The sequence below is a fragment of the Curtobacterium sp. A7_M15 genome (assembly GCF_030705415.1).
Taxonomy (GTDB): Bacteria; Actinomycetota; Actinomycetes; order Actinomycetales; family Microbacteriaceae; genus Curtobacterium.
Map to the genome: position 1 here is coordinate 1 of NZ_JAUZED010000215.1, position 2,017 is coordinate 2,017.

A 2,017-nucleotide genomic window follows, 5' to 3' on the forward strand; every position below is an offset into this window, starting at 1 on the left:
CGCTAGTGGTCGCTATCAGCTGCTATCTGCTGCTTGCGTGGAGTAGCGGCCTGTTGCAGGTCGGCGCCGAGCGCTTGGGCGTCGTTCAAGATGGTCGCGAGTCGAGTGAGCGCATCGTTGACGGCGTCGTCGGTGCTGCCGAGCTCGGCGTAGGTCTCCTGCAGTGTCAAGGCGTCGAACCGTGACGGCCGTCGCGCAACCGCACCGAGGGTCTCCACAATCGGGCCGTCTGCGGCCGCTGCACGTCGGCTGGGGATGATGCTCGTCATGGACCGTCCCGACAGGCTCAACCCGGTACGCGCCCAGCCGTGCACGTCTAACGACAGCAGGAGCTGCTCCGCCCGGCGCCACTCCCCCGGAACCGGCTGCTCGCAGTCGTGCCGATCCAGGTTCCCCCTGGTCGGGTCGAGGAGACGGATGACGTCGCCGCGGAACCCCGTCCAGACCAGTCCGACGATGCGCAGCCACCGGGTCACCGCGCAGGCAGCGCAGGACATCGGGTCATCGGATGAGGGAACAACGTGGCTGCGGATCCGGAGGATGCTCGTCACCGCGACGTCGGCAGGGGTGATGGTGCGGGCTTGTTCGCGGGTCAGGTGGAGGGCTCCGAGGAGGACGACGAGGAAGGCGTCGCGGCGGCCGCGGAGTCCGATCGGGTATCGGTACTTCGGAATTGCCGCGAGCACCTCTCCGACGACCGCCTGGTCGGGGGCTTCTGGTCGCGGCCACACCCGGGCCTCCACCGTGGGTATCGGGTCCGGAAGACCTGCGGCGATGTGGTGTGCGCGGATCGCGCGCCGGCGGAGCCGCTGCGTCGACGCGCTGCCGGGGAACAGCGTCAGGAACTGTCCGATCGTTGCTGCCGTCGCCGGGAGCGACGCGTGACCTGCCGCCTCGCACCATGCGACGAATCGACCCCAGTGCGCCTCGAGCGGCTCCCTGCTGTCGTGCCCGTGTTTGGGGCCTGGTTTGGGGGAAGTTTGGGGGGTCACAAGCGCATCCGGGTGACGGCGTTGCGGACCAGGGGTGCGTATTCGCGGTCGTAGATCTGCAGGGTGGCGGCGTTGGTGTGGTGGGTCTGGTTCATGATCTCCACGTCCGTGGCTCCGGCGTTGCGGGCTTCGGTGACGAACCCGGCGCGGAGGGAGTGCCCGGACCAACCCTCCTCCCCGAGCCCCGCGGCGTGCGCGCGGCGGGCGACGGCCTTCCCGACGGCGGTCGGGCTGATCCCGGTGTTCCGGAACAGGCCCCACTTCGACACGGCGCGGAAGAACGGCATCGACGCCGGCAACCGATCCGCGCCGAGCCCGTCCGCGCAGATGTGCACGGCGAGACACGCGCCAGTGAGCGTGGCGAAGAGGCCCGCTTCCCCGCGGGCGTCCTGCGCAGCCATCAGCTGGGAGAGTCGGACGTAGGCGCAGGGGGCGCAGGTGACTGGGTTCGCGCCCTGCTGCAGCACCTTGATCCGGCCGGCGCCGTCTTGGTCGGTCTTCGACTTCCGGATGCGGGCGTAGACGCCTTCGCCGTCGACGAGGCGGAGGTCGGCAACGGTGAGGGCGGTGAGTTCGGACTCGCGGAACGCACCGACGAACCCGAACAGCAGCAACGCCTGATCGTGGGTTCCGAGGGCGCCGGTCTGGAGGTCGGCGACGTCGATTTTCAGCAGCGTCGTCTGCAGCGCTTTCAATGTCATCGGCTTCGCCCGCCGCACCGGCACGGACCGGGTGCGGCGGATCCCTTTGAGGACGTCGCGGACGATGGGGGTGGTGCCGGGCGGGGTGTGGCCGCGGCGGGCGTGTTCCCAGTCGATCGCGGCGACGTAGCGGCTGATCTTCGCCGGTGCGTACCGCTGCCCACCACCGGGCAGGACGGCGTTGGCCTTGTCCGCGAGGAACGCGGCGACCTCGGTCGGGTCGACTGGTGCTGTGGTGATCTGCTCGAGCTCGTGCGGTTCGGAGATTTCGTGGTCAACAAATCCGGCACGCCACCGCGCGAACTGTCGCAGGTCCGACCGGTA

At 69.5% G+C, this 2,017-nt stretch carries 2 protein-coding genes; both read right to left on the bottom strand.

What is annotated here, in order from left to right; genetic code table 11:
* Positions 1 to 2: 2 nt before the first annotated feature.
* A complete protein-coding gene (locus Q7F20_RS18490) occupies positions 3 to 731 on the bottom strand; it encodes a hypothetical protein (protein WP_305741517.1) in 729 nt (242 codons plus the stop codon).
* Positions 732 to 988: 257 nt separating this feature from the next.
* Positions 989 to 2,017, bottom strand: a 1,029-nt coding sequence (locus tag Q7F20_RS18495) for a tyrosine-type recombinase/integrase (RefSeq protein WP_305741518.1), incomplete at its 5' end; no start/stop codon positions are given.